This window comes from Bradyrhizobium sp., assembly GCF_004799405.1.
GTDB lineage: Bacteria > Pseudomonadota > Alphaproteobacteria > Rhizobiales > Xanthobacteraceae > Bradyrhizobium.
Genome location: NZ_SSMW01000036.1, coordinates 1 through 25,425 on the forward strand (window position 1 = coordinate 1; position 25,425 = coordinate 25,425).

Sequence of the window (25,425 nt, forward strand, 5' to 3'; positions counted from 1 at the left end):
TCCGGTGTGACCGTGGTGACTGTTACTGGCATGGCTTGTTTTTCTGCCCTGCCAGGCTGCGGGCGCATTGGGCGCCCGGCATTCCCTGCGCCCTCTGATCGGAGGGTTGAGGATTTCTAGCAAAACTCGGACGCATCGCGCCGCGAGAATGCGAAGTCATATTCCGTCGTCATTGCGAGCGAAGCGAAGCAATCCAGCTTTCTTTGCGAAGGGCAAGAAAGCTGGATTGCTCCGTCGCTTCGCTCCTCGCAATGACGTTGGGCTGTTTGAAATTCGAATCGACCGACCATGCGTCGTTCCTGCGAACGCAGGGCGACTCGTCAACCCGCCGGTAACGAGTTTTGTTTACACTCCGCCAACGATAGACCGCAGCGGTCGCGGTTTGCCGGCGAGCGAGAGCATCATGTTGCGTTTCAAGATCCTGGCCTCGGCTGTCCCATTGATCGTTGCCGCGGTGTTCGCGGGCGGCGGGTTGTTACCGGGCCCGCATCCCTGCGTCGCGATCGGCGAAGCGTCCGTACAGATCAGCTCGATGCCCTGGCATGCCCACCTGCATGTCGCCTTTACCGACGATCCGGCGCTCGCCACCGTGCGGGTCCAGATCACCGATCAAGCCGAGGCCGCCGATTTCGCCGTGATCGACGATATCGACAGCCCCGACGCCAGCGCCTGCGAGGCGTCGCCGGCGACGCGGTTTATCGCGGTCTCCGCCAGCCCCTCGGCATCCGGGCCGGTGATCTATCTGTCACCGGACGGCCCGGCCGACTACCGGATCTTCGTGAAGTCAAAGACCTTCTCGCTGCGCGACGCCGCGGCGCTGATCGTCGGCGCCGGAGGCGGCCGCCGCCTCGCCTCCGCCTCGCTCTAACGGTCCGCTGCGAAAACCGGCATCCGCTTTTCGCAATCACGCCCGCTTAACATTTCATTAACCCTGTTCTCATTGGACGGCACGAGAACTCCCGGCCTCAAGCACTTTGCAAGGTCGCCGCCGCATCGTCGTCGCCGGGGCGGGCGCGGCAAGATCGAGACGGCTTCAAGGTAATCGGCGATGATGGATCGGGCTTTCCGGATCAAGATACGCATACGCCGCTTCACGCGGCGCCATCCGTGGCTCACTTTCGCGATCCGCTCGTTCATGATCTTTTCGGCGGCCTTCGGCGGCGCCTATGGCTTCATTGCCGGCAGCCGCTCGGAGAGTTCCGGTTACGACCCGCACGCCTTTGCGATCGGCGCGAGCTTCCTGTTCGCCATCGCCTGCGTCGCACTGGCGACGCTGAGCTTCCGGCTGCGCTGGATGCGCCGTAAACTCCGCAAGATCGCCCTGCACAATGAAACGCTGGCCGACCGCAATTGGGAATTGAAGGAGGCCGAGGAGCGCGCCCGCAGCCTGTTCGAATCGCAAGGCGACCTGATCGTGCTGCGCGACGCCGACGGCTGCATCACCTTCGTCAACGATGCCTATTGCGAACTGGCGCAGCAGCCACGCAGCGCGCTGGTCGGCACTCATTTCAACCTCGTCGTGCTCGAGCAGGGCACCTCGGCGCTGGAGCGCAACGGCACCCGGATTCACGACCAGAAGATCGCAAGCCCGCTGGGGCCGCGATGGATCGCATGGCGCGAAGGCCTGGTTCGATCGGATGCCGGCCGGCCGGCCGAAATGCAATGCGTCGGCCGCGATGTCACCGATCGCGCGGAAACCGAACGTGCGCTGAGCGACGCCCGCGACCAGGCCGATGCCGCCAGCCGCGCCAAGTCGCGCTTCCTCGCGATGGCCTCCCACGAAATCCGCACGCCGCTCAACGGCATCATCGGCATGAGCGGACTGTTGCTGGACACGCCCTTGACGCCGGAACAGATCACTTACGCCAGGGCGGTGAAAACCTCCGGCGACGCGTTGCTGTCGCTGATCGAGGAGCTGTTGGATTATTCCAAGATCGAAGCCGGCAAGATCGACCTCGAGCAGCGCCCGTTCGCACTCGCCGCCCTGATCGAGGACATCACCGAACTATTGGCGCCGCGGGCGCAAGCCCGAAAGCTCGAGATCGCGGCCTATGTCGACGAACGGCTGCCGATGGAAGTGGTGGGCGATGCGGCGCGGCTTCGCCAGGTGCTGCTCAATCTCGCCGGCAATGCCATCAAGTTCACCTCGACCGGCGGCGTGGCGCTGATCGTCGAGCCGGGCATCTGGCCCAACGAGATCAGCTTTTTGGTGCGCGACACCGGCATCGGCATCGCGCCCGAGGCGCAGCAGCGGATTTTCCGCGAGTTCGAACAGGCCGACGAACGCATCGCCCGCAGCTATGGCGGCACCGGATTGGGACTGAGCATCTCCGAGCGCATCGTCAAGCGGATGGGCGGCCGCATCACGCTGGAGAGCAAGCCAGACGTCGGCTCGACGTTCGAGGTATCGATCCCGCTTGCTGCGTCCGACCGCGAGAACAGCGGACAAGAGGCCTTTGCGGCTCCGGATCTGACCGGCCAGTCGATCATGCTGGTCGCGCCGCAAACCATCGAGGCCTCATTGGTCGCGCACCGGCTGCAACGCTGGGGCGGCCAGACCTGCGTGGTCTCGGATGCCGCGGTGGCGCAGGCCTTGCTGCCGGAACGCTCCTGGCACGCGGTGCTGCTCGATCGCGCACTGGGTACGGCCGACGTCGAATGGCTCGGCGAGGCGGCGCGCCCGCATGCCTCGCACCGGATCGTGATGTTCACGCCGGCCACCCGACATGAAATTCAGCCCTCCTCCGCCTTCACCGGCTATCTGGTCAAGCCGTTGCGCGCGGCCTCGCTCGCGGCGCGCCTTTCGCTGGCGCCGGAAATTGCCGCACCGAATCTTGCCGGCGACGAACTGATCGAGACGGTCGAGGCCGCGGAGCGCCGGGCCGCCGCACCATTGAAAGGTCTTTCGATCCTGGTCGCGGAAGACAACGAGATCAACGCGCTGCTGATGCGTTCGCTTTTGACGCGGCTTGGACATCACGCCGTCGTCACCACCAATGGCGAGGAGGCGATGGAATCCTGGCTGGCGGCGAAATCCGCCGGCGCGCCCTACGATCTCGTCCTGATGGACATCCAGATGCCGCAGCTCGACGGCATCGAGACCACCAGGCGCATCCGCGCGCATGAAGCCGGCCAGTCCGGCCGCCGCACGCCGATCCTGGCGCTGACCGCGAACACGCTGGTGGAGGATCGCTACGCCTGTTTCGAAGCCGGCATGGACGGTTTCCTGATCAAGCCGCTCGATCGCGAGAAGCTCGCCGAGGCGCTCGCCGGTCTCGCCGCCTCGCGGCACCTCGCCGCCTGAAGCGCTATAGCCGCCGCAGCGCTACGGTTTCGACGACGTGATCGGCGCCCTTCTTCAGGATCAGCTTGGCGCGCGGCCGCGTCGGCAGGATATTGTCCTCGAGATTGGCAAGGTTGGTGCGTTCCCAGATCGCCAGCGCGGTCGCGGCGGCCTCTTCGTCCGACAACAGCGCGTAGCGATGGAAATACGATCGCGGATCGGTAAAGGCGGTATCCCGCAGCGTCAGGAAGCGCCGGACGTACCAGTCGCGCAGCACCGACACTTCGGCATCGATATAGACCGAGAAGTCGAAGAAGTCCGACACCACCGGCACCGCCTTGCCGTCGCGCGGGAGCCGGCCGGTCTGCAGAACGTTGATGCCCTCGAAGATCAGGATATCCGGCCGGTCGACCTCGATCCATTCGTTCGGAACGATGTCGTAGGTCAAATGCGAATAGACCGGCGCGCGCACCCGCTGCCGCCCCGACTTGATATCGCTCAAAAACGCCAGCAGCGTCGGCAGGTCGTAGCTCTCCGGAAAACCCTTTTTCTGCATCAGGCCCTGCCGTTCGAGCACGGCATTGGGAAACAGAAAACCATCCGTCGTCACCAGGTCGACCTTCGGCCGCGGCGACCATCGCGCGAGCAGCGCCTGCAGCACGCGCGCGGTGGTCGATTTGCCGGCCGCTACCGAGCCGCCGACGCCGATGATGTAGGGCATCTTGCGGTCTTCGATGCCGAGAAAGCGCCGCTGCGCGAAATACAGCCGCTGCGCGGCATCGACATAGATCGACAGCAGACGCGACAGCGGCAGGTAGATTTCCTCGACCTCCTTGAGATCGAGCCGATCGTGCATCGAGCGCAACGCCGCGATCTCGCCGGCTTCGAGCGTCATCGGGGTATCGTCGCGCAGCCGCGCCCATTGCTCGCGCGAGAAGATGCGATAGGGGTTGTACTGTTGCTCGACCGCCCGAATATCCATCACGTGCCTTTGAATATCAAATATCGCGCTTGCGCGCGGCTTTCTCTTCGAGACCGGACATGTTGGTGCGCTGCGCCAGCGCGGCCTCGACATCTTCAAGACTTACGCCGCGCGATTTCAACAGCAACAGCAAATGAAACAGCAGGTCCGCGCTTTCCGCGATCAGCTGATCGCGGTCGTTCTCGACCGCGGCGATTACGGTTTCCACCGCCTCTTCGCCGAGCTTCTTGGCGCAATGCTCCGCGCCCTTGTCGAGCAGCTTGCGGGTATAGGACGCCTCTCCTCCCGACGCCGCGCGGGCGTCGATGGTGGCGGCAAGATCATGGATCGTGAAACGCGACATCAACTCAACTCAACACGCGCCCGCCAAAGGGCGCCATTCGTCAGCCGGATTTAGCACTTCTGCGGTCCAGAGTCGTCAGGGATCGAGCCGCATCGGCAACCCGGCACGCACCATGTGGTCCTTGGCTTCACGTATGGTAAATTCCCCGAAGTGGAAGATCGACGCGGCCAGTACGGCCGTCGCGTGCCCCTCGCGGATACCGTCGACCAGGTGATCGAGGTTGCCGACGCCGCCGGAGGCGATCACCGGAACCGTGACACTGTCGGCGACGCCTTGCGTCAGCGGAATGTCAAAGCCCTGGCGGGTGCCGTCCCGGTCCATCGACGTCAGCAGGATTTCACCGGCGCCGAGCGAGACCACTTCCTGGGCATATTCGATGGCATCGATCCCGGTGGAATTGCGGCCGCCATGGGTGAAGATCTCCCAGCGCTCCGATCCGCCGCCGCGTTTCACCCGCTTGGCATCGATCGCCACCACGATGCATTGCTCGCCGAATTTCTCGGCCGCTTCCTTGACGAATTCGCGGCGGCTGACGGCGGCACTGTTGATCGAAACCTTGTCGGCCCCTGATCGCAAAAGCGTGCGGATATCGTCGACCGTGCGTACCCCGCCGCCCACCGTCAGCGGCATGAAACAGGCCTCCGCCGTACGCCGCACCACGTCCAGCATGATGCCGCGATTTTCGTGGGTAGCGGTAATGTCGAGAAAGCATAGCTCGTCGGCGCCAGCGGCGTCGTAGGCGATGGCCGCTTCGACGGGATCGCCGGCGTCGCGCAGGTCGACAAAGTTGACACCCTTGACGACCCGACCGTCCTTGACGTCGAGACAGGGAATCACGCGCACCTTGAACATCAAGAACTCCTACGCCGCGGCGCGCGCGTTGCGGATCAGCGCCAGCGCCGCAGTTGCATCGAGCCGGCCGTCGTAGAGCGCGCGGCCCGCAATCGCGCCGGCCAGTTCCTTGGCGCGCGGCGCCAGCAACTCCTCGACATCCCTGATCGAGGCGAAGCCCCCCGACGCGATGACGGGTATCGAGATTCGCTCGGCCAGCGCAATGGTCGCATTGAGATTGAGGCCCTTGAGCAGGCCGTCGCGCGCAATATCGGTAAAGACGATCGCGGCGACGCCGGCGTCCTCGAATCGCCGCGCGATTTCAAGCGCGGTGACTTCGGAAGTTTCGGCCCAGCCTTCGACCGCAACCTTGCCGTCGCGCGCGTCAAGACCCACTGCGACACGGCCGGGGAATCTCTTCGCGGCAGCCTTCACCAGCGCCGGATCGCGCACCGCCGCGGTGCCGATAATGACGCGCGCGATGCCTTTCGCCAGCCAGGCTTCGACCGTCTTCAAATCACGAATCCCGCCGCCGAGTTGCACCGGCATGGTGACCGCCTTGAGCATGGCTTCCACCGCCTGCGCGTTCATCGGCTTGCCGGCAAAGGCGCCGTCGAGATCGACCACGTGCAGATATTCGAACCCTTGGGTGGCAAAGGCGCGCGCCTGCGCCGCCGGATCAAGGTTGAACACGGTCGCGCGCGCCATGTCGCCCTGTTCCAGACGCACGCACTGGCCGTTCTTCAGGTCGATGGCGGGGAACAGAATCACGGCTTCCATTTCAAAAAATTTGAAATCAGAGCCAGCCCGAACCGTTGGCTCTTCTCCGGGTGGAATTGGGTGCCGATGGCGGTGTCCTTGCCGACGATCGCCGTCACCGGCCCGCCGTAATCGGCACGCGCCAGCACGTTGCCCTCGTTGGTGGCGTTGAGATGATAGGAGTGCACGAAATAAGCGTGGCGGCCCTTTGGCCCCAGCGGCAGACCCTCCAGCACCGGATGCTCCCGGACCACATCGAGGGTATTCCAGCCCATATGGGGGATTTTCAGATTCTCCTCGCGCGGCGAAATTTTCTCGACGTCGCCGGCGATCCAGTTGAAGCCTTCCGTGGTGACGTGCTCCTTGCCGCGGGTCGCCATCAACTGCATGCCGACGCAGATGCCGAAGAACGGTCGCGCCTTTTTGCGCACCGCTTCGGTCATCGCCTCGATCATGCCGTCAAGCGCGTCGAGGCCGCGGCGGCAATCGGCGAATGCGCCGACGCCGGGCAGCACGATGCGGTCGGCGCGAAACACCGCTTCGGGATCGCGCGTCACCACGATCTTTTCCGGATTTTCCATGCTCCGCGCCGCGCGCTCGAACGCTTTCGCGGCCGAGTGCAGATTGCCGGAGCCGTAATCGATGATGGCAACGCTCACCGCGATGCTCCCGGTTCCGGAAACAGTCCGATGATCTCGCTCTGCGATGACGGCGGCCGCGAAAACGGCTGGCCTGGAATGTCCCGCGTCGGTGGTGGTGCGCCGCGATCGATCGCCGATTGATCGTTGAGGAGCGCGCGCTGGCTGGCGGTCCAGCGATCGAAGAAGCGCCGTTCGGCGGATTCCTCGTCATCGGCCACCACGATGTCGAGCTGGCGCCAGTTGCGCCGCGACAACGTCCAGCGCTGCAGGCTGGCCGCCTCAAATCCCAACAGCAGCGCGATCAGCACATTCGCCGCAAACACCGTCATCCGGCCGGCACCGGCGGCCGTCATTCCGAAATCCATGGCGCCGATCACCACGATCCAGCCGATCAGCGCCAGCCACAGGCGGTGCCAGGCCAACCAGACCAAGCCAAGGACAAAAGCCCAGAAGTGGAAACCATCGCGAACGAATACGAATCGGTCGGTCGCGGCGACACCCGCATTGGCCGTCACCGGAGCATGAACTGTGTAAACCGGCATCGCATCTCTCCGCCGATGAAACCAAAAATCAGCCGCCGAGCTGACCCTTGGTGGATGGCACTTCGCCCGCGGCGCGCGGATCGATCGCCACCGCCGCCCGCAGCGCCCTCGCCAGACCCTTGAAGCAGGATTCGGCGATATGATGGCTGTTCTCGCCATATAGGGTCTCGACATGCAAAGTCACGCCGGCATTGATGGCAAAGGCGTTGAACCATTCGCGCACCAGTTCGGTGTCGAATTGGCCGACCTTGTCGCGCGGAAACTCCACCTTGAACACCAGCACTGGCCGCCCCGAAATGTCGATCACGACGCGCGACAGCGTCTCGTCCATCGGCATGTGGACAGAGGCATAGCGGGCGATGCCGACCATGGTGCCGAGTGCCTGCTTCACCGCCTGTCCGAGCGCGATGCCGACATCCTCGGTGGTGTGATGATGGTCGATGTGGAGGTCGCCAACCGCTTTCACCGTGATATCGATGCGCGAATGCCGGGCCAAGAGGTCGAGCATATGGTCGAAAAAGCCGATGCCGGTCGCGACGTTGGCCGCACCGGTGCCGTCGAGGTTCACCGTCACCTCGATATCCGTCTCTTTGGTCTTGCGCTTGATGGTCGCCGTGCGCATGAAAAATGTGCTCTCTCTTGACCGGCGTTTGGCCGAAAACGCGGCCCTTTTAACAGGCCGGTCCCGCCTTCGCTACCGCAGGATGGCCCGCTCGGGGCTGAACTTCGGCCTATGGTGACCGAAATCCGGCGTTAAGGCACGCCGATTGCAACCGCCCCCGCCAGTCCCTAGATCTGGCCGAACCAAAGGGTATTCCATGCAAGCATCGCAACCCCCGTCGCCGGTCTGGCACGGCACCACCATTTTGACGGTCCGCAAGGGCGGCAAAGTGGTGATCGGTGGCGACGGACAGGTCTCGATCGGCCAGACCGTCATCAAATCCAACGCCAAAAAGGTCCGCAAACTCGGCAAAGGCGACGTCATCGGCGGTTTTGCCGGCGCCACGGCGGACGCCTTCACGCTGTTCGAGCGGCTGGAAAGCAAGCTTGAGCAATATCCGGGGCAGTTGACCCGGGCTGCCGTCGAGCTTGCCAAGGACTGGCGCACCGACCGCTATCTGCGGCGGCTGGAGGCCATGATGATCGTCGCCGACAAGGACGTGTCGCTGGTCCTGACCGGCACCGGCGACGTGCTGGAGCCAGAAGCCGGCGTGATGGCGATCGGGTCCGGCGGCAACTATGCCCTGGCGGCCGCCCGCGCTCTGGTCGATTCGGACAAAGACGCCGAGACCATCGTGCGCCGCGCGCTCGATATCGCCGCCGACATCTGCGTCTATACCAATCGCAACGTGACCATCGAGACGCTGACGGCGAGCTAAGCATGACCACCTACGCGTTGCGCCCGATGGCCGCCACCGACTTGCCGACGATCCGGCGCTGGCTCGAGACACCGCATGTCTGGCAATGGTGGCACGATCCGTCCGAACAGTTCGAACTCATCAGTGGTGATCTCGGTCATCCTGACATGGCGCAGTTCACCGTCAGCGCGGATACGCGGGAGTTCGCTTATTTGCAGTGCTACAATATAGGCGCCTGGGATACCGGTTTCGGCCCGCAGCCGCAGGGTACGCGTGGGCTCGACCAGTTCATCGGCGAAGCTGACATGGTTGGCTGCGGCCACGGTTCGGCATTTATCCGGACCTTTACCGATCAACTGCTCGCATCCGGAACGCCGCGTGTCGTGATCGACCCGGATCCCGCCAATGAACGGGCGATACGGTGCTATGAGAAGGCGGGATTTTGCCGCGACCGCCTGGTCGATACGCCGGATGGACCGGCTTTACTGATGATGCGCAACCGATGACGCTGGAACGCAGCGCGCCCAACGCCAGTCGCGCGCCATGGCAGTGGCTGCTGATCGCCGCCGGCTTGCTGGCGTTGCAAGCGTCGATCCTGTTCGCGATGGGCCGGCTGCCGATCTGCGCCTGCGGTTATGTGAAGCTGTGGCACGGCGTGGTGCAGAGCTCGGAGAATTCGCAGCACATCACCGACTGATACACGTTCTCCCATATCATCCACGGTTTCCTGTTCTATGCCGCAACCTGGTGGCTGCTGCCGCGCCTGTCCTGGCCCGGCCGCCTGATAGTGGCGATGCTGATCGAAGGCAGCTGGGAGGTCGTCGAGAATTCCAACTGGATCATCGAGCGATACCGCGCCTCCACGATGTCGCTGGATTATTTCGGCGACAGCATCGTCAATTCGCTCTCCGATACGCTGTCGATGGTCGCGGGCTTTTTGCTGGCGCGAAAGCTTCCGGTTGCGGCAACGATTGCACTGGCACTGGCGTTCGAGGTTGTGGTCGGCCTTCACATTCGCGATAATCTGACCCTGAACATCATCATGCTGATCCACCCCGTTGACGCGATCCGCCAATGGCAGGCGGGGCCACCGATCATCTAGCCGCTTGTCCCCGGCGCTTTCCAACCTAGCTAAAGGCCCATGACCGACTTTTCTCCCCGTGAAATCGTTTCCGAGCTCGACCGCTTTATCGTCGGGCAAACCGACGCCAAGCGCGCGGTTTCGATCGCGCTGCGCAACCGCTGGCGGCGGCTGCAACTCTCGGGCTCGTTGCGCGAGGAAGTGCTGCCGAAGAACATCCTGATGATCGGGCCGACCGGGGTCGGCAAGACCGAGATCGCGCGGCGGCTGGCAAAACTTGCCGGCGCGCCGTTCATCAAGGTCGAAGCCACCAAGTTTACCGAGGTCGGCTATGTCGGCCGCGATGTCGAGCAGATCATTCGCGATCTGCTCGAAGTCGCGATCGCGCAAACCCGCGAACGCAAGCGCAAGGACGTGCAGGCCCGCGCGCAGCTTGCCGCCGAGGAGCGCGTGCTAGACGCCCTGGTCGGCGCCAACTCGGGTGCCGCGACGCGCGATTCGTTTCGCAAGAAATTGCGCGCAGGCGAGCTCAACGACAAGGAAATCGAGGTTGAGACGCAATCCTCCGGCGGCATGCCGATGTTCGAGATTCCGGGCATGCCGGGCGCGCAGATGGGCGCGATCTCGATCGGCGATATCTTCAGCAAGATGGGCGGCCGTACCAAGACCCGTCGCCTCACGGTTGAGGACTCGCACGAGCTTCTCGTCAACGAGGAATCCGACAAGTTATTGGACAGCGACAAGCTGACCCAAGAATCGATCCATGCGGTCGAGAATAACGGCATCGTGTTTCTCGACGAGATCGACAAGATTTGCGTGCGCGACGGCCGCACCGGCGGCGATGTCTCGCGCGAAGGCGTGCAGCGCGACCTGTTGCCGCTGATCGAGGGCACCACGGTGTCGACCAAGCACGGCGCGGTCAAAACCGATCACATCCTGTTCATCGCGTCAGGCGCGTTTCATATCGCCAAGCCCTCCGACCTGCTGCCGGAATTGCAGGGGCGGCTGCCGATCCGCGTCGAGCTCGAAGCTTTGACGCGTGACGACATGCGTCGCATCCTGACCGAGCCCGAGGCATCGCTGATCAAGCAATATGTCGCGTTGATGCAGACCGAAGGCGTGACGCTGGACATTACCGATGGCGCCATCGATGCGCTCGCCGACGTGGCGGTGGCGGTCAACTCCACGGTCGAGAATATCGGCGCGCGGCGGCTGCAAACCGTGATGGAGCGCGTGCTCGACGAGATCTCGTTTGTCGCCCCCGACCGCAACGGCGAGACCATCCGGATCGACGCGGAATACGTGCAGAAGCATGTCGGCGATCTCGCCAAGAACGCCGACCTCAGCCGGTTTATTCTCTGATCGTTTAGACCCGCAATCGCCGGATCCGCACGTAAAGCGCACCCTCGCCGCCATGGCCGACATGCGCTTCCTCGAACCCGACCACCAGTGCACGGAATTCCGGCAGATTCAGCCACTGCGGCACCTGACGGCGCAACACGCCCCGCTCGGATTCGGGCCCGGTTGTCTTGCCTTTGCCGGTGATGACGAGGACGAATGTCAGGCCATCGCTGTGGGCGCGTTGCAAAAAACCCGACAGCGCGCGGTGGGCGCGGGTCTGCGTCATGCCATGCAGGTCGAGCCGGGCATCGATTTCTTTCCGGCCGCGTGAAAGTTGCGAACGTTCGCGGCGGCCAAGCGGCGCCAGCGGCGGTGCAACCGGCCTTGGGGCTCTCGACATTTTGGCTGCCGGAAGTGGTTTCGGCGGCGATCCGGGTTTTGCGGCAAGCAGGGTTTCCGCGGCCGGCGAACCGTCCGGCAGCTTTGCGGCACGCGACTTTTTACGCAACGGCCTGGTTTGCCTGGCAACGCTCTCCCACAGCACACGCTCCTCTTCGCTGAGCGCGCGCTTGCGTCGTGGGGCAGCGAACAATTCCGGGATCGGTGTTGCGGGTGGACGTTTCATCGGCAAGGTCATCGGCCGATGCGGCTGCGACGATGGTAACGGATGCGCCGCATGTCACGGTCCGGCTTGATGTCCGGTCGCGCCACCGGCAACGGCACCGTTATCGCAGCAACCGCTTGCGGGGCCGAAGGATGCGCCGCGGCCGGCGCAGCGCCGGCAGTATTTTTTGAGCTCCCTGCCACGGAAGCCTCCGGCGGCTTGATGTCATTCTTCTGATCTTTCGGTTGATCCTTCAAGGGATCCACCTGCGGAAACAGTTTGGCGATCTTCTCGGACGGCCTCGGGTCAGGCGTCGGCATCTTGCGGCCTCGGGCCACCGGATCGAGGCTCTTCGGAACAAAGATGACGAACCGCGCGCTGTTCCTCAGGCGGCCGGAAACCCGTCCGGCATCCGCGCCGGCGCCAAAATAAATATCGGCGCGCGCCGGCCCCGTGATCGCAGAGCCGGTGTCCTGCGCCACCATCAGCCGCCGGAACGGCGTCTTCGATTGTTCCGACTCGATCGGCAATTCGCCTTCGATGAAGAACGGCGTGCCGTAAACATGGAGCGATTTATCGACCGCAATCGACCGGCCCGGCGTCAAAGGGACGCCCTGTGCACCGACCGCTTCATCCTTGTCGGAAAGTTGCACTTCGCGGAAGAACACATAGGCCTGGTTCTGCCGCCGCAATTCGTTGGCGCCGTCGGGGTTCTGATTCATCCACTCCCTGATCCGCTGCATCGACATCTCTTCCTTCGGAATGATGCCGCGGTCGATCAGGATCCGGCCGACCGGCGTGTAGGGATAACCGTTATGCGCGTCGTAATTGATGCGGATGGTCGAGCCGTCCTCGAGGCGGACCCGCGCCGAGCCCTGAATTTGCGAGAACAAGAGATCGGTCTGATTCTTGAGCCAGCAGATTTCGAGGCCGCGGCCCGCGATCGCGCCATCCTCGATCGCGGCGCGGTCATAATACGGCACCAGTTTGCGGCGGCCGATCTTGCGAAACACCTGCCCCTTGTTGGGCAGTCCGACCGAGGCCTGGCTGAAGCCGCGAACGAACAGGTTCGAAGGCCGGCGATAGACCGGCACATTGTAGACATCGGTCTGCGTCCGCGATCCGTCGATGACGGGTTCATAGTAGCCGGTCACGAAGCCATCGGCTTCTCCAAGCCGCGAGATTCTCAAAGGGAGAAAATGTTCCTCGAAGAAGGCCCGTGCCCTGGCGTCGTCGGAAATGTCGGCGGCCCTGGCCAAGCGGCAGGGCTCGCGCAGCGAGGTGCCCAACGCCTTGGGATCGGAGGGAGGCGTGCTTTGCGCGGCGATCGGCGAACAACTGATGCGAAACGCCTTGTAGGCTGCCAGATGATCGTCCTGGTTCCAGCCGGCGATATCGGCCCACCCCAGCGGCGCATATTGACCGCCATTGATCTCAAACGGCCAGTCGAGAGCAGGATATGGAACGGCGCGAGGATGCGGCAGATCGGGACGCGCGGCGTGAGTAGCGTGGACGACACGCCGCGCCTGCGCGATAAAGGGAGCCAGCGACAATGCAATGACGATCACACACGACGCTGCGGCGTATCGCCGAAAACCGCGCGCGTTAGTGAGCGCTGCCCGTGCCAACCAGCTTCCAGTTCGGATCGCGTGAGGTAATGTCACGGGCGAATGTCCAAACATCGGTGATATCGGTGACTTTGTCGGGATTGCCATCGACAATCGTGCCGGCCTTGTCGCGGGTGACCGAAACCATCTGCGACACAAAACGAACCGTCAGTTGCGCCGAACGATCCCGTGTCTCCGCATTCACAAGCTCGGCCTTGTCGATCGAAACAAATCGCGTTTCGGTCTTTTGCTCGTGTTTTTCGCGATCCCTGATCGCGCTGTCGAAACTGTCATAGACGTCGGACGACAGCAGGTCCTTGAGGGCGCGGCGATCGCCGTTGGCGAATGCCAGCACGATCATCTCATAGGCGCTACGCGCGCCGCTGAGGAAATGCCGCGCGTCGAACGAGGAGTCCTGGACTGCAATGGCATCAAGCCCTTGCGCGAGGGCCGTGCCGGGCTCGGCCAGGCCTTTCCACCGATCGGTCGGCGGCACCACGTCCGCCGTGGGCGCCAGCGGCGCCTGCTGATCGATGACGGCGCCGGGCATCGGAACCACATTGGTATTGTCCTGCGCGCCCTGCACCAGGTTGCGCGCGGCGCGGTCATACGGCGGACGCTCGCTTCCGGTGCGTTGTCCAAGCACGCTACGCAGGCGCAGGAAGATAAAGACCGCCAGCGCCAGGAAGATGATGGTGTAAATATCAAACACGTCGCATTCGCTTTCTGGTCGGCACCGGCAATGGGTCCGGCGATAGAGCATACCTCTTTGACAAACGGCAGAGGTCACGTCTTGGATGTCAGCAGCATGTAGGCACGAAACTTTGCCCAGCCAATGGCGCGTCTTGGCTCGAAAAGCCAAAGCGGTCGAAACAGGGCCAAGCCGATGGCTTTTGCCGGTTTACCGCAAGCGGATTGTAGCGCGTTTTGACCGCAAGGGGAAACCCGATCATGCCCGGAAATCGCGCATATTCAACAATTTAGGATAGCCTTCCGGGGCGGATCGGTTCGCACTCCGGCCATCTGCCGGGATATTAACCCAGTTGGCGCGCTTGAGGGGAGTGCGCCACGGCCAGCGCTGCGCGATTGTCGTCCTTGTAGAGTGAGGCGGGGCTATGATAGCCACTCGCCCGATAGCGGCACTTTCACGCCTCATTGGCGAATTCAGACGCAAAAGCGGTCCATTCGCTCGTAAACGCTCCAGGAGAGACTTCCATGACCAACGGCAATGGCACACCTCCCGAGGCGGCCCCTCCTCCCCAGTTGAACGTGCTGGCGCAATATACCAAGGACCTGTCGTTCGAAAATCCGAACGCGCCGGCCTCCCTGGCGCCGCAAACACAGCAGCCTGCGATCAACATCCAGATCAACGTCAGCGTCAACAGTGGCTCCGAAAACGAGTACGAAGTGATCCTTTCGGTCGAAGGCAAGGCTGAAAACGCCGGCAAGGTGATGTTCAGCTTCGATCTCGCCTATGCCGGCGTGTTCCGCCTTCAAAACGTGCCGAAAGAAAACCTGCATCCGCTGCTCATGATCGAATGCCCGCGGCTGCTGTTCCCGTTTGCGCGCGAAATCATCGCGACTTCGGTGCGCGACGGCGGCTTCCCCCCGCTGATGCTCGATCCCGTCGATTTTGTCGGTTTGTATCGCCAGACCCTGGAACGGCAGGCCGCCGCGCAGGCGGCGCAGGCCAAACCGAGCTAATCAGGCGCTTAACAGGAAATCATTCCAGATCGGCTTGTCGCCCAGCGTGGCGACAAAGTCCCGATGCGCGGCGCGATCGGCCTCGGTAATCCGCAGCACGAGCGGCACGGTACGTTGCCGCCGCGGCATTTCGCCGTATCCGCCGGCGCGCGCATCGCGGACCTCGGTCGCCAGGATCAATTGCGACTGCCGCGCCCCGATCAGATCGATGTAAACTTCGGCCAGAAGCTCGGCGTCGAGCAATGCGCCATGCTTGGTGCGGCGGGAATTGTCGATCGCATAGCGCGAGCAGAGATCGTCGAGACGGTTCGACACCCCTGGATGCTTGCGCCGCGCCAGCAGAAGCGTATCGACCAGCCGCTCGCGCGCGATCGGAGGCTGCTTGATGCGGTCAAGCTCGGCGTTGATGAAGCTGATGTCGAACGAAGCGTTATGGATCACCAGCGGCGCATCGGCGATGAATTCCAGGAAATCCTCGACGACTTCGGCGAACAGCGGCTTGTCGGCGAGAAACTCGGTGGAAAGGCCATGCACCGCGAAAGCTTCGGCCGGCATCTCGCGTTCGGGATTGAGATGCCGGTGAAAGGTCTGCCCGGTCGGCATGCGGTTGAAAATCTCGACACAGCCGATTTCAACCAGCCGATCGCCCCGCAAGGGGTCGAGGCCGGTGGTTTCGGTGTCCAGGATGATTTCGCGCATGAACCAAAGACCGCAGGGATTGACGAATCAGGATCGCCGCCGCGGCATCCTAGCAGCCTGATCCAGAATGTCGCGGATCCGCGCCCGCACGGGGTCGAGGCCGTGCGAGGTATCCACCACGAAATGCGCGCGCTGGCGTTTTTCAGCGTCCGGCAATTGCCGCGCCAGGATGGCATCGAGCTTTTCGCCGGTCATGTTGTCGCGCGACAGGATCCGCTCGCGCTGGATTTTCGGGGTCGTGGTCACCACCACCACCGCATCGACGCGGTTCTCGCCGCCGGTCTCGAACAACAGCGGTACATCGACCACCGCAACCGCCGCGCCGGATTGCTCGGCCTCGCTGAGGAATTTCTGGCGGGAGGCGCCCAGCATCGGATGAACGATCTGCTCAAGCAGCTTCATCGCCGCCGGATCATGGACCACCCTCGCTGAAAGCTTGATGCGATCGACCCTGCCATCGGCGGTCGTGCCCGGAAACGCCGCTTCGATGGCGGGCGCCGCCTCGCCTTCGTACAGCCGGTGTACGGCCGCATCGGCGTCGTAAACCGGGACGCCGGCCTCTGCGAACAGCTTTGCGGTGGTCGATTTCCCCATGCCGATCGAGCCGGTCAGGCCAAGCACTATCATCTGGATATCGCCATTCGCTTCGTTGTTCGGGACTTCATACATTGAGCAACCGCTCGCTGCGCAGAAACGCGAGCAATGACAGCAGCGGCAGGCCGAGGATGGTGAAGTGATCGCCCTCAATCCGCTCGAACAAGTGAACACCGAGCCCCTCGAGCTGGTAGGCGCCGACGCTTGACGTAACCGCCTCTCCTGCCTGATCCAGATAGGCGTCGATTTCGGCATCGCCAAGCTGCCGCATCGTCATGCGCGCGGTGGCTATCGCTTCAAACAATATCTTGCCGTCGCGCGCCACCGCAACCGCGGAGTGCAGCTGATGGCTGTGGCCGGCAAGGACGCGCAACTGCTCGGCGGCCTGTTTGCGGCTGGCCGGCTTGCTGAAAAGCCGTGTTCCCAGCGCCAGTGTCTGGTCCGCGCCGACGACCAACCTGCCGGAATGCTGCGCCGACACGACAACCGCTTTCTGGCGCGCCAAAAGTGCTGCGACGTCGCCAGGCGCCGAAAGGCTTGAGGCTTGCTGAGCCGCGCGCTCATCGAGTTTGGCTGGAACAGCTTCGAAGTCGATGCCGGCATTGGCGAGCAGCGTCTGCCGCGCACGGCTTTGCGAGGCGAGGATCAACGGATATTTACTCCGCCATAGCGTCATTCCGAAAGCCGCTGCCGCTGCCGGTCGGCGAACAGTTTCAACACCGCGGCGGCGGTTTCCTCGATCGACCGCCGCGTGACGTCGAGCAGCGCCCAGTTGAACTTGACGCTTAACTTTCGCGCGAACGCGACTTCATCGGTGACTGCCTGGCGATCGATGTAGGTGTCGTTATCCCGATCGCCCATGCTCAACAGCCGGTTCTGCCGGACCTGGATGAGCCGCTCCGGCGTGGCATGGAGGCTGACCACGAGCGGCTTTTTCAGCGTTTCCAGTTGATGCGGAATAGCGATACCCGGCACCAGCGGAACGTTCGCAGTGCGCACGCCGCGATTGGCAAGATAGATCGAGGTCGGTGTTTTCGACGTACGGGAAACGCCGACCAACACCACGTCGGCTTCTTCCAGGCCTTCGACATGCTGGCCGTCATCGTGGATCATCGTGTAATTCAATGCATCGATGCGTTTGAAATATTCCGCATTCAACGTGTGCTGGGCACCTACGCGCCCGGTGGTCGCCGCCCCGAGATAGGCCTGAAACAGTTGCATGACCGGACCGATGATCGAAAGGCTGGGGACATTGATCTGCTTGCACTTGGCTTCCAGCCGGCCGACCAGATCTTTCTCCAGCAGGGTAAACAGCACGATGCCCGGCGCTTCCTCGATTTCGTCCAGCACGCGATCGAGCTGCTTCTGGCTGCGCACCAGCGGATAGACATGTTCTACCGGCGTCACATTGGCATATTGCGCCGCGACCGCGCGCGCCACAGTAATCAGCGTTTCACCGGTCGAATCAGAGACAAGATGCAGGTGAAAATAGTTGTTGTTGTTGGCCACCATGACCGTGTGTGTCCTGTGAATCGCTGTGGAGCTTACTCGACAGAATCGCATGCCGGTCGAACGGCCCGGGATAACCCGGTCTTTTCTTCACAGGCGCTCGCGGAAGGATAAGTCCACATGTCGAAGGCAATGATAGTGCGGTTCTGTGGACTTGTCTCTTCATAAGGTTGCCGTGACGCAGCCCAAGCGCTTGAAGCCAGTGACGTTATTCGGTTTGCCCGACGCGGGGCTGGAATTGTTGATGAATGTGAACAAGCCCGGAAGAGTGCGGGACAGTTTTGCGTGGGCCCAATTCACCGCTACTTAGACTCAAACCTAAGATTCTAAAATTATTGTTTTAGAAAAGGCGTGCTTGCGGATATGTCTCTGCCCAAGGCTTGGAAGGGCTTGCGTGCAACGCCGATTCCAGCCAAGCGTTCCCGACCGGATAAAGTATTTGAGTTTGAGCGAGACATCCTGGATGTACGAATGGATCAAGGCGCTGCACGTGATCGCCGTCATCGCGTGGATGGCGGGCATGCTCTATTTGCCGCGGCTGTTTGTCTATCATTGTGACGCAGAGATCGGATCGAAACAGTCCGAGACGTTCAAACTGATGGAACGGCGGTTGCTGAAGGCGATCATCAATCCGGCGGTGATCGTCACCTGGCTGGCCGGACTTTACCTCGCCTGGGCCGGCCATTGGTTCTCGGCAGGCTGGTTGCATGGAAAGCTTTTATTGGTGCTGGTGTTGTCGGGTGTCCACGGGTTTTTCTCTCGCTGGGTCAAGGATTTTGCCGCCGATCGCAATACGCGAAGTCAAAAATTTTATCGTATTATCAACGAGGTACCGACGGTTTTGATGATCGGTGCGGTTATCCTGGTGGTGGTGAAGCCATTTTGAAGGATGTTTCCCGTCAACACCTCGAACTGTCGGCCGCCTTGCAGAAAGCCGGCCGATTTTCTATATTGGCAAAATCCCACCCCACGCAGGCGGATGTGGTTGTGTTCCGGTTTCCTCGTTGAACCGGCCGCCGCATCAGGTTTGAAGCCTCTCCGGCACTTTCCTTGCTCAGACCTGCGGACCTTCCTTTTGCTCGCGTCCGCATTTTCTTAAAGCCACCTTGCAACCCCCTTCCCCCGTTACTCCACAGGACCATCCCAATGCGGGAAATGAAACTTCAAGACCTCAAGGCTCAAACGCCGGCCGAACTCGTCACGTTCGCCGAAGAGAAAGGGGTCGAAAACGCCAGCACGATGCGCAAGCAGGAGCTGATGTTCGCCATTCTCAAACAACTCGCGATCCAGGAGACCGACATTATCGGTGAAGGCGTCGTTGAGGTTCTCTCCGACGGCTTCGGCTTCCTGCGCTCGCCGGATGCCAATTACCTGCCCGGACCGGATGACATCTATGTCTCGCCGTCGCAGATCCGCCGTTTCGGGCTTCGTACCGGCGACACCATCGAAGGCCACATCCGCAGCCCGAAAGAAGGCGAACGCTATTTTGCGCTGCTCAAGGTCAACACGCTGAATTTCGAAGATCCGGAAAAGTCCAAGCATAAGGTCAATTTCGACAACCTGACGCCGCTGTTCCCAGACCAGCGCTTCCGGCTCGAGCTGGAAGACCCTACCAGAAAAGACCTTTCTGCAAGGGTTATCGACATCGTCGCCCCGATCGGCAAGGGCCAGCGCGCCTTGATCGTCGCTCCACCGCGCACCGGCAAAACCGTGCTGATGCAGAACATCGCGCACTCGATCACCGCCAATCATCCGGAATGCTACCTGATCGTGCTGTTGATCGACGAGCGTCCGGAAGAAGTCACGGACATGCAGCGCTCGGTGAAGGGTGAAGTCGTTTCGTCGACGTTCGACGAGCCGGCCGTGCGTCACGTCCAGGTCGCGGAAATGGTCATTGAGAAGGCCAAGCGGCTGGTGGAGCACGGCCGCGACGTCGTGATCCTGCTGGACTCGATTACGCGCCTGGGGCGCGCCTACAACACCGTGGTGCCGTCATCCGGCAAGGTACTGACCGGCGGCGTCGACGCCAACGCGCTGCAGCGGCCCAAGCGTTTCTTCGGCGCCGCGCGCAACATCGAGGAGGGCGGTTCGCTGACCATCATCGCCACCGCGCTGGTCGATACCGGCAGCCGCATGGACGAAGTGATTTTCGAAGAATTCAAGGGCACCGGCAATTCCGAACTGATTCTCGATCGCAAGGTTTCGGACAAGCGTACCTTCCCGGCGATCGATATCTCGCGTTCCGGCACCCGCAAGGAAGAACTGATCACCGATCCGCAACTGCTGAAGAAAATGTACGTGCTGCGCCGGATTCTCAATCCGATGGGCACCATGGACGCGATCGACTTCCTGCTCGACAAGCTCCGCAACACCAAGAACAACTCGGAATTCTTCGAATCGATGAATACCTGAGACTTTTTGCCGGGGTTGGAGGGCGTCCGCCGGTCGCGGACGCCTTTTTTCGTGCCCGTGCCGTGTTGCGGCCTATGCTGCAGCAAAACTGCAGCATAGCGGAACACAGGGCCGCTCCATAAATCCTTTGCCCTAGCGGAACCGGTTTGGCCGAAATTTCGTTGCCTTTTCAAGGGCTCGGGCACAAATAGGCGATGCATCCGCGGGAACAAACTATCTTCGCGCTGTCATCGGGCCGGCCTCCGAGCGCGATCTCCATTGTGCGGGTATCCGGACCGCAGGCCGGCCCGGCGCTGACGGCGCTTGCGGGCAGGATTCCAGCACCGCGGACGGCGGCGCGGGTGTTGTTGCGCGACGCGAATCAGCGGCCGATAGATGACGCGGTAATCTTGTGGTTTCCAGGGCCGGCCAGTGCGACCGGCGAGGACGTCGCGGAATTTCATGTCCATGGCGGGCGGGCGGTGCTCGCGGCATTGTTCGCAGCGCTCGCCACGTTTGAGGATATGCGCGCGGCGGAGCCGGGCGAGTTCACCCGCCGCGCGTTCGAGAACGGCAAGCTGGATCTTACCGAGGCGGAAGGCCTTGATGATTTGATACATGCCGACACCGACCGGCAGCGCCGCCAGGCGCTGCGCCAGTTGAAAGGTTTGCTCGGCGACAAAGCGCGGAACTGGCGCGCGCAGATCATCGAAGCCTCGGCGTTGATCGAGGCCGGAATCGATTTCTCCGACGAAGGCGACGTATCGGCTGAATTGGTCGCGCCGGCGCTGGCCAGAATCAAAACGCTGCTGGGCGAGATTGAAGAAGTGCTGGCGGCGCAGGGACGAAGCGAACGGCTGCGCGACGGGCTTGTGGTCGCCATCGCCGGGCCGCCGAATGTCGGCAAGTCGACGCTGATGAATCAACTGGCGCGGCGCGAGGTCGCGATCGTCTCGCCGCATGCCGGCACCACGCGCGACGTGATTGAGGTGCAGCTCGACCTCGACGGTTATCCGGTGACGGTGATCGACACCGCCGGGATTCGAAAGACCGATGATCCGGTGGAGCAGGAGGGCGTGCGTCGCGCCCAAGCGCGCGCTGCGGAAGCCGACCTCGTGTTGTGGCTGGCCGACTCAGAGTGCGAAAAAACCCTGCGCGAAGATGCCGTACCGGCCTGGACGGTGCGAACCAAGATTGATCTCGACGGGGCGAGCCGAAGCGGCGGCGATTTCGATTTCCGGATTTCAGCAACCCAAGGCGACGGGATCAAGGAACTGATCGCAGCCCTGGTCGGGTTTGCGCAGAATTATTTTGGCTCGGGTGAGGGCGGCCTCTTCAGCCGGCAGCGGCAACGGGAATTGCTGCAGCAAACGGCGGATTTGTTGCGACGCAGCATAAGTGAATTCGACAACGGGGAGGAGTTCGTGGCGGAGGAGCTGCGAGCGGCCGCTCAATCGCTCGGGCGACTGCTCGGTAGGGTGGATGTCGAGGATGTCCTTGATCAGATTTTCCGGGAGTTTTGTATCGGTAAGTAATGATTATAAATTCATTTCTTTATTTGTCGGGAAGGCGCTTGAAACGACGTAGTTCCATGATTGGAACTCGGCTGTTTCACGTGAAACGTCGAAGCCACCAAGTTCTACTTTCTGCTTTTACCATCCCGCGATAGAAGTCGCGGCATGATCGCGGACCAGGAATCATTCGACGTTATCGTCATCGGCGGAGGCCATGCCGGCTGCGAAGCCGCGGCCGCAGCGGGGCGCCTCGGGGCCGGGACCGTGCTCGTCTCCCATCGCTTCGCGACCGTCGGCGCGATGTCCTGCAATCCCGCGATCGGAGGACTCGGCAAGGGGCATCTGGTCCGGGAGGTCGATGCGCTGGACGGACTGATGGCGCGGGTTACTGACGCCGCCGGCATTCAATTTCGCATGCTCAATCGCCGCAAGGGTCCGGCGGTACGCGGCCCGCGTGCGCAGGCCGATCGCAAGCTCTACGCCGCCGCCATGCAGGCCGCCATCAACGAGACCGCCAATCTCAGCGTGATCGAAGGCGAGGCGGATGAACTGATCGTCTCAAACGGCCGCGTTACTGGCATTCGCCTGGCCGATGGCCGCGCACTATCGGCCGGCGCTGTCGTCATCACGACCGGCACTTTTCTGCGCGGACTGATCCACCTCGGCGAAAAGAATTGGCCGGCTGGACGCGTGGGTGAAGCACCAGCCATGGGTCTTTCGAAGTCTTTCGAGCGCGCCGGATTTACCTTGGGGCGGCTGAAGACCGGCACCCCGCCGCGGCTCGATGGCAGCACCATCGATTGGACGGCGATCGAAATGCAGCCCGGCGACGATCCGCCGGAGCCGTTTTCGGTGATGACCGATCGGATCACGACGCCGCAAATCCAGTGCGGCATCACCCGCACCACGCCTGCGACCCACGAGGTGATCCGCGCCAACGTGCATCGCTCGCCGATGTATTCCGGGCAGATCGCCAGCCGCGGGCCACGCTATTGCCCGTCGATCGAGGACAAGATCGTCCGCTTCGGCGACCGCGACGGACATCAGATTTTTCTGGAGCCGGAGGGACTGGACGACAGCACAGTCTATCCCAACGGCATCTCAACCTCGCTGCCGGAAGAGGTGCAGCTGGCGATCCTGGCGACCATTCCGGGCCTTGAGAAGGTGCGGATGGTTCGTCCGGGTTACGCCATCGAATACGATCACGTCGACCCGCGCGAACTTGATCCGACCTTGCAGACCAAGCGGCTGCCAGGTCTGTTTCTCGCCGGGCAGATCAACGGCACCACGGGTTACGAAGAGGCGGCGGCGCAGGGGCTTGTGGCAGGCCTCAACGCCGCATTGGCGGCCAGCGGAGCCGCGCCCGTCATCTTCGACCGTGCCGACGGCTACCTCGGCGTGATGATCGACGATCTGGTGACGCGGGGGATCACCGAGCCGTATCGGATGTTCACCTCGCGGGCCGAATATCGGCTGACGCTGCGGGCCGACAACGCCGATCAGCGCCTGACCGACAAGGGCATTGCACTTGGTTGCATAGGGCAGGCGCGCTCCGCCCGGCATCGCGCCAAGATGGGAGACCTCAACGCCGCAAAGGCCCTGACCAAATCGCTGGCGATCACACCGAACGAAGCCGCCAGGCATGGGCTGGCGCTCAACAAGGACGGCCATCGACGCTCGGCCTTTGAACTACTGGCCTATCCGGAAATCGGCTGGGCTGAGATACGCGGGATCTGGCCTGAGCTGTCGGCCATTGACCCAGCGATCGCGGTTCATTTGGAGATCGATGCCAAATACGACGTCTATCTGCGGCGCCAGACCGCGGATGTCGATGCTTTCCGCCGCGACGAGGGGTTGATCCTGGTCGACATCGACTATGACCTGGTGCCAGGCCTTTCCAACGAGGCCCGTTCAAAACTGGAAGCGGCACGGCCGAGAACGGTGGGGCAGGCGGGCCGGCTCGATGGCCTGACTCCGGCCGCGCTCGGCATCCTGGCGGCCTATCTGCGCCGCGAAGCGCGACGGAAGACTGCCGCCGTATCCACATAGGAGCCGTTTCACGTGAAACACGCCGGCTCTCCGATCCTCGTTTCCGACAAGGCCGCGGCGTTGGCGCTCACCCCTGTTTCACGTGAAACAGAGGCGCGACTGGATCGCTATGTCGAACTGCTGCTGGCATGGCAGGCCAAAACCAACCTGGTGGCGTCGTCCACGCTGCCGAACCTGTGGACCCGGCACATCTCCGATTCGCTGCAACTTTTGACCCTCGCTCCACCGGCCAAAACCTGGGCCGACCTCGGCAGCGGCGGAGGTTTTCCCGGCGTGGTGCTGGCCTGCACGCTAGCTGAAACGCCCAACGCCATGGTCCATCTGATCGAGCGCAACGCCAAAAAGGCCGCCTTCCTGCGCGAGGCGCTGCGGGTTACCAACTCGCCCGGCACGGTTCATCTGTCGGATATTGGGGATAATGTGGATAGAATTACTGGCCCGGTCGATTGCGTGACTGCACGCGCGGTGGCTCCGCTACACCAACTCATCGGTTTTGCCGAGCCGCTGGTGCGCCAAGGGGCAAAAGCCTTATTTCTCAAAGGCCAAGATGTAGAGGCTGAATTGACCGAAGCCACTAAATATTGGAAGATCAAGCCGCATCTGTATTCCAGCCGCACCGGCGGACATGGCTGGATCGTCGAACTCGACCACATCGAACGTCGCATTCAGTCCGCGACCATTCATGGCACCCGCGCATGACCGTAATTGATCAAGTCTATCAGGGGGATAAATCGTCTTCCGGTCACCCGCGCATCCTGGCGCTGGCCAACCAAAAGGGCGGCGTCGGCAAGACCACGACAGCGATCAATCTCGGCACCGCGTTGGCGGCCATCGGCGAGCGCGTGCTGATCGTCGATCTCGATCCGCAAGGCAACGCCTCCACCGGCCTCGGCATCGATCGCCGCAGCCGCAACTGCTCGACCTATGACGTGCTGATCGGCGAAGCGCAGCTGCGCGATGCGGTGGTGCCGACGGCTGTGCCTCGCCTGCATATCGCGACTTCAACCATGGACCTGTCGGGGCTCGAGCTTGAGTTGGGATCGACCCGCGACCGCGCGTTTCGGCTCCGCGACGCGATCGCGGCCTTGAACACCAACGCCACCCCGGAATCCGACTACACCTACGTGCTGATCGATTGTCCGCCGTCGCTCAATCTTCTCACCGTCAATGCGATGGCGGCGTCGGACGCGATTCTGGTGCCGCTACAGTGTGAGTTCTTCGCGCTCGAGGGATTGTCGCAATTGCTGCAGACCGTGGAGCAGGTGCGCACCACGCTCAATCCAAACCTTTCGATCCATGGAATCGTGCTGACCATGTTCGACTCGCGCAACAACCTGTCGAACCAGGTCGTCGCCGACGTCCGGCAGTTCATGGGCAGCAAGGTCTACAAGACCATGATCCCGCGCAATGTGCGCATCTCCGAGGCGCCGTCCTATGGCAAGCCGGTGCTGGTGTACGATCTGAAATGCGTCGGCAGCGAAGCCTATCTCAAGCTTGCGACGGAAGTGATCCAGCGCGAGCGTGAATTGCGCGCGCCTTGAAAATGCCGCCGTCCAGCGGTGCGAGGGCATCGTCCCGCGCCTCGAAGGATAA

The 25,425-nt window shown here is 62.4% G+C and carries 25 protein-coding genes and 2 pseudogenes; 13 read left to right on the forward strand and 14 right to left on the reverse strand.

Annotated features, from left to right (window positions below):
* Positions 1-403 precede the first annotated feature (403 nt).
* Together E7813_RS06290 and E7813_RS06295 are read left to right on the forward strand one after the other, a co-directional pair.
* Positions 404-868, forward strand: a complete 465-nt coding sequence (locus tag E7813_RS06290) for a hypothetical protein (protein WP_291571956.1) — start codon at positions 404-406, stop codon at positions 866-868.
* 173 nt (positions 869-1,041) lie between these two features.
* Positions 1,042-3,304, forward strand: a pseudogene (locus E7813_RS06295) (ATP-binding protein).
* A gap of 4 nt (positions 3,305-3,308) precedes the next feature.
* On the opposite strand, the gene coaA reads toward E7813_RS06295, so the two are convergent.
* The 7 genes from coaA to hisB all read right to left on the reverse strand — a co-directional run bounded on the left by coaA (position 3,309) and on the right by hisB (position 8,003).
* Positions 3,309-4,265: a type I pantothenate kinase gene (coaA, locus tag E7813_RS06300; RefSeq protein WP_291572088.1), complete on the reverse strand. Its 957-nt coding sequence runs from the start codon at positions 4,263-4,265 to the stop codon at positions 3,309-3,311.
* Positions 4,266-4,281: 16 nt separating this feature from the next.
* Positions 4,282-4,608, reverse strand: a complete 327-nt coding sequence (locus E7813_RS06305) for a phosphoribosyl-ATP diphosphatase (protein ID WP_291571957.1) — start codon at positions 4,606-4,608, stop codon at positions 4,282-4,284.
* A gap of 75 nt (positions 4,609-4,683) precedes the next feature.
* Positions 4,684-5,460 (reverse strand): imidazole glycerol phosphate synthase subunit HisF, encoded by a 777-nt coding sequence (gene hisF, locus E7813_RS06310; RefSeq protein WP_291571959.1) that lies wholly within the window; start codon positions 5,458-5,460, stop codon positions 4,684-4,686.
* 9 nt (positions 5,461-5,469) lie between these two features.
* A complete protein-coding gene (gene hisA / locus E7813_RS06315; protein ID WP_291571961.1) occupies positions 5,470-6,219 on the reverse strand; it encodes a 1-(5-phosphoribosyl)-5-[(5-phosphoribosylamino)methylideneamino]imidazole-4-carboxamide isomerase in 750 nt (249 codons plus the stop codon).
* Positions 6,207-6,857, reverse strand: a complete 651-nt coding sequence (hisH, locus tag E7813_RS06320) for an imidazole glycerol phosphate synthase subunit HisH (RefSeq protein ID WP_291571963.1) — start codon at positions 6,855-6,857, stop codon at positions 6,207-6,209. Before hisH ends, hisA begins: the two co-directional genes overlap by 13 nt.
* Positions 6,854-7,381: a DUF2628 domain-containing protein gene (locus E7813_RS06325; protein WP_291571966.1), complete on the reverse strand. Its 528-nt coding sequence runs from the start codon at positions 7,379-7,381 to the stop codon at positions 6,854-6,856. Before E7813_RS06325 ends, hisH begins: the two co-directional genes overlap by 4 nt.
* 28 nt (positions 7,382-7,409) lie before the next feature.
* Positions 7,410-8,003, reverse strand: coding sequence for an imidazoleglycerol-phosphate dehydratase HisB (gene hisB / locus E7813_RS06330; RefSeq protein ID WP_291571968.1), 594 nt, complete (start codon positions 8,001-8,003; stop codon positions 7,410-7,412).
* A gap of 196 nt (positions 8,004-8,199) precedes the next feature.
* Here hisB and hslV point away from each other — a divergent pair, with 196 nt between their 5' ends.
* The 4 genes and pseudogenes from hslV (at position 8,200) to hslU (ending at position 11,182) form a co-directional block, all read left to right on the forward strand.
* Entirely contained in the window at positions 8,200-8,760 is a 561-nt protein-coding gene (hslV, locus tag E7813_RS06335) for an ATP-dependent protease subunit HslV (protein ID WP_291571969.1), read from the forward strand.
* A gap of 2 nt (positions 8,761-8,762) precedes the next feature.
* Entirely contained in the window at positions 8,763-9,245 is a 483-nt protein-coding gene (locus E7813_RS06340; protein WP_291571971.1) for a GNAT family N-acetyltransferase, read from the forward strand.
* Positions 9,242-9,841: pseudogene (locus E7813_RS06345) on the forward strand (DUF2585 domain-containing protein). Before E7813_RS06340 ends, E7813_RS06345 begins: the two are co-directional and overlap by 4 nt.
* Positions 9,842-9,880: 39 nt before the next feature.
* Entirely contained in the window at positions 9,881-11,182 is a 1,302-nt protein-coding gene (gene hslU / locus E7813_RS06350) for an ATP-dependent protease ATPase subunit HslU (RefSeq protein ID WP_291571972.1), read from the forward strand.
* Positions 11,183-11,186: 4 nt separating this feature from the next.
* Here the strand turns inward: hslU and E7813_RS06355 are convergent, their stop codons facing one another.
* The 3 genes from E7813_RS06355 to E7813_RS06365 are packed head-to-tail and all read right to left on the reverse strand — an operon-like array spanning position 11,187 to position 14,084.
* The gene (locus E7813_RS06355) at positions 11,187-11,786 is read right to left on the reverse strand and encodes a Smr/MutS family protein (protein WP_291571974.1); all 600 of its coding nucleotides are present in this window, start codon (positions 11,784-11,786) and stop codon (positions 11,187-11,189) included.
* Between the two features lie 8 nt (positions 11,787-11,794).
* Positions 11,795-13,333, reverse strand: coding sequence for an MltA domain-containing protein (locus E7813_RS06360; protein ID WP_363331154.1), 1,539 nt, complete (start codon positions 13,331-13,333; stop codon positions 11,795-11,797).
* Positions 13,334-13,370: 37 nt separating this feature from the next.
* Positions 13,371-14,084, reverse strand: a complete 714-nt coding sequence (locus E7813_RS06365) for a Tim44/TimA family putative adaptor protein (RefSeq protein WP_291571978.1) — start codon at positions 14,082-14,084, stop codon at positions 13,371-13,373.
* 503 nt (positions 14,085-14,587) lie between these two features.
* Here E7813_RS06365 and secB point away from each other — a divergent pair.
* The gene (gene secB, locus E7813_RS06370; RefSeq protein ID WP_291571979.1) at positions 14,588-15,076 is read left to right on the forward strand and encodes a protein-export chaperone SecB; all 489 of its coding nucleotides are present in this window, start codon (positions 14,588-14,590) and stop codon (positions 15,074-15,076) included.
* Here the strand turns inward: secB and dnaQ are convergent, their stop codons facing one another.
* Genes dnaQ through E7813_RS06390 form a run of 4 tightly spaced genes read right to left on the reverse strand, consistent with a single transcriptional unit; the run spans position 15,077 to position 17,878 of the window.
* Positions 15,077-15,775, reverse strand: a complete 699-nt coding sequence (gene dnaQ / locus E7813_RS06375; protein ID WP_291571982.1) for a DNA polymerase III subunit epsilon — start codon at positions 15,773-15,775, stop codon at positions 15,077-15,079.
* A gap of 27 nt (positions 15,776-15,802) precedes the next feature.
* On the reverse strand, positions 15,803-16,402 hold the full coding sequence (coaE, locus tag E7813_RS06380) for a dephospho-CoA kinase (protein WP_291572090.1): 600 nt from the start codon (positions 16,400-16,402) through the stop codon (positions 15,803-15,805).
* Positions 16,403-16,436: 34 nt separating this feature from the next.
* On the reverse strand, positions 16,437-17,045 hold the full coding sequence (locus E7813_RS06385) for a Maf family nucleotide pyrophosphatase (protein ID WP_291571984.1): 609 nt from the start codon (positions 17,043-17,045) through the stop codon (positions 16,437-16,439).
* Positions 17,042-17,878, reverse strand: coding sequence for a pyruvate, water dikinase regulatory protein (locus E7813_RS06390; protein WP_291572091.1), 837 nt, complete (start codon positions 17,876-17,878; stop codon positions 17,042-17,044). The genes E7813_RS06385 and E7813_RS06390 overlap by 4 nt, the downstream gene beginning before the upstream one ends.
* A 463-nt stretch (positions 17,879-18,341) precedes the next feature.
* Between E7813_RS06390 and hemJ the strand changes: the two genes are divergently transcribed.
* The 6 genes from hemJ to E7813_RS06420 all read left to right on the forward strand — a co-directional run bounded on the left by hemJ (position 18,342) and on the right by E7813_RS06420 (position 25,373).
* Complete coding sequence (gene hemJ / locus E7813_RS06395; protein ID WP_291572093.1) at positions 18,342-18,764, forward strand: protoporphyrinogen oxidase HemJ; 423 nt, start codon at positions 18,342-18,344, stop codon at positions 18,762-18,764.
* 260 nt (positions 18,765-19,024) lie between these two features.
* Positions 19,025-20,290 carry a transcription termination factor Rho gene (gene rho, locus E7813_RS06400; RefSeq protein ID WP_291571986.1) on the forward strand — a complete coding sequence of 422 codons (1,266 nt, stop codon included), beginning with the start codon at positions 19,025-19,027 and terminating at the stop codon, positions 20,288-20,290.
* Between the two features lie 194 nt (positions 20,291-20,484).
* On the forward strand, positions 20,485-21,804 hold the full coding sequence (gene mnmE / locus E7813_RS06405) for a tRNA uridine-5-carboxymethylaminomethyl(34) synthesis GTPase MnmE (RefSeq protein ID WP_291571987.1): 1,320 nt from the start codon (positions 20,485-20,487) through the stop codon (positions 21,802-21,804).
* 144 nt (positions 21,805-21,948) lie between these two features.
* Complete coding sequence (mnmG, locus tag E7813_RS06410; protein WP_291571990.1) at positions 21,949-23,832, forward strand: tRNA uridine-5-carboxymethylaminomethyl(34) synthesis enzyme MnmG; 1,884 nt, start codon at positions 21,949-21,951, stop codon at positions 23,830-23,832.
* 12 nt (positions 23,833-23,844) lie between these two features.
* Positions 23,845-24,531: a 16S rRNA (guanine(527)-N(7))-methyltransferase RsmG gene (gene rsmG / locus E7813_RS06415; protein ID WP_291571993.1), complete on the forward strand. Its 687-nt coding sequence runs from the start codon at positions 23,845-23,847 to the stop codon at positions 24,529-24,531.
* Entirely contained in the window at positions 24,528-25,373 is an 846-nt protein-coding gene (locus tag E7813_RS06420) for a ParA family protein (protein ID WP_291571995.1), read from the forward strand. The genes rsmG and E7813_RS06420 overlap by 4 nt, the downstream gene beginning before the upstream one ends.
* Positions 25,374-25,425: the final 52 nt, after the last annotated feature.

Bases quoted from the DNA above. Each gene is read 5' to 3' on its own strand.
- hslU (WP_291571972.1), top strand. From the start codon at position 9,881: ATGACCGACTTTTCTCCCCGTGAAATCGTTTCCGAGCTCGACCGCTTT.
- hisF (WP_291571959.1), bottom strand. From the start codon at position 5,460: ATGTTCAAGGTGCGCGTGATTCCCTGTCTCGACGTCAAGGACGGTCGG.
- hslV (WP_291571969.1), top strand. From the start codon at position 8,200: ATGCAAGCATCGCAACCCCCGTCGCCGGTCTGGCACGGCACCACCATT.
- secB (WP_291571979.1), top strand. From the start codon at position 14,588: ATGACCAACGGCAATGGCACACCTCCCGAGGCGGCCCCTCCTCCCCAG.
- coaA (WP_291572088.1), bottom strand. From the start codon at position 4,265: ATGGATATTCGGGCGGTCGAGCAACAGTACAACCCCTATCGCATCTTC.
- E7813_RS06385 (WP_291571984.1), bottom strand. From the start codon at position 17,045: ATGACGCTATGGCGGAGTAAATATCCGTTGATCCTCGCCTCGCAAAGC.
- E7813_RS06305 (WP_291571957.1), bottom strand. From the start codon at position 4,608: ATGTCGCGTTTCACGATCCATGATCTTGCCGCCACCATCGACGCCCGC.
- mnmE (WP_291571987.1), top strand. From the start codon at position 20,485: ATGCATCCGCGGGAACAAACTATCTTCGCGCTGTCATCGGGCCGGCCT.
- coaE (WP_291572090.1), bottom strand. From the start codon at position 16,402: ATGATAGTGCTTGGCCTGACCGGCTCGATCGGCATGGGGAAATCGACC.
- hisB (WP_291571968.1), bottom strand. From the start codon at position 8,003: ATGCGCACGGCGACCATCAAGCGCAAGACCAAAGAGACGGATATCGAG.
- hisA (WP_291571961.1), bottom strand. From the start codon at position 6,219: ATGGAAGCCGTGATTCTGTTCCCCGCCATCGACCTGAAGAACGGCCAG.
- E7813_RS06355 (WP_291571974.1), bottom strand. From the start codon at position 11,786: ATGAAACGTCCACCCGCAACACCGATCCCGGAATTGTTCGCTGCCCCA.
- mnmG (WP_291571990.1), top strand. From the start codon at position 21,949: ATGATCGCGGACCAGGAATCATTCGACGTTATCGTCATCGGCGGAGGC.
- rho (WP_291571986.1), top strand. From the start codon at position 19,025: ATGCGGGAAATGAAACTTCAAGACCTCAAGGCTCAAACGCCGGCCGAA.
- E7813_RS06325 (WP_291571966.1), bottom strand. From the start codon at position 7,381: ATGCCGGTTTACACAGTTCATGCTCCGGTGACGGCCAATGCGGGTGTC.
- E7813_RS06420 (WP_291571995.1), top strand. From the start codon at position 24,528: ATGACCGTAATTGATCAAGTCTATCAGGGGGATAAATCGTCTTCCGGT.
- E7813_RS06340 (WP_291571971.1), top strand. From the start codon at position 8,763: ATGACCACCTACGCGTTGCGCCCGATGGCCGCCACCGACTTGCCGACG.
- hemJ (WP_291572093.1), top strand. From the start codon at position 18,342: ATGTACGAATGGATCAAGGCGCTGCACGTGATCGCCGTCATCGCGTGG.
- dnaQ (WP_291571982.1), bottom strand. From the start codon at position 15,775: ATGCGCGAAATCATCCTGGACACCGAAACCACCGGCCTCGACCCCTTG.
- E7813_RS06290 (WP_291571956.1), top strand. From the start codon at position 404: ATGTTGCGTTTCAAGATCCTGGCCTCGGCTGTCCCATTGATCGTTGCC.